This is a genomic window from Actinomadura napierensis (assembly GCF_039529375.1).
In the GTDB taxonomy this organism is placed as follows: domain Bacteria; phylum Actinomycetota; class Actinomycetes; order Streptosporangiales; family Streptosporangiaceae; genus Spirillospora; species Spirillospora napierensis.
In genome coordinates this window covers 1-580 of record NZ_BAAAMR010000375.1, presented here as the reverse complement: position 1 = coordinate 580, position 580 = coordinate 1, and the positions used below count along the sequence as shown (strand labels likewise).

At 40.2% G+C, this 580-nt stretch carries 1 pseudogene; it reads left to right on the top strand.

The annotated features are described in order from the left end of the window. Nucleotides 1-580: pseudogene (locus ABD296_RS50000) on the top strand (hypothetical protein); the annotation flags it as partial.

Genomic DNA, 580 nt, shown 5'->3' with positions numbered 1-580 from the left:
CTGCCACTCCTGCTGAACGTTATACCTTACAAATCGCCGATACAGATGGTGAACAACCGAAAACTGTTCTCTCTTCACGTGACCCGATTTTGTCTCCGGCATGGACTCCTGACGCTAAAAAAATTGCTTATGTTTCTTTTGAAACTAAACGTCCAGCCATTTATTTACAAGATCTCTCTACTGGAACACGTGAAGTACTTACGAGTTTTAAAGGCTTAAATGGTGCACCAAGCTTTTCACCAGATGGCAAATCAATGCTATTTACAGCATCGATGAATGGTAACCCTGAAATTTATCAAATGGATTTATCAACTCGCCAAGTCAAACGCATGACAAATGACTCGGGAATTGATACTGAAGCGCGTTACACACCAGATGGAAAAGCTTTTATTTTTACATCTGACCGTGGTGGCTCTCCTCAAATTTATCGCTATGATTTTGGGAATGGCTCAGTAAAACGCTTAACATTTAAAGGGTCATTTAATGCTCGTGGCACTTTAAGTGCAGATGGTAAAAAAATTGCACTCGTGCATCGACCAAGTGGTAGTAACTATAAAGTTGCGATCCAAGATATTAATAC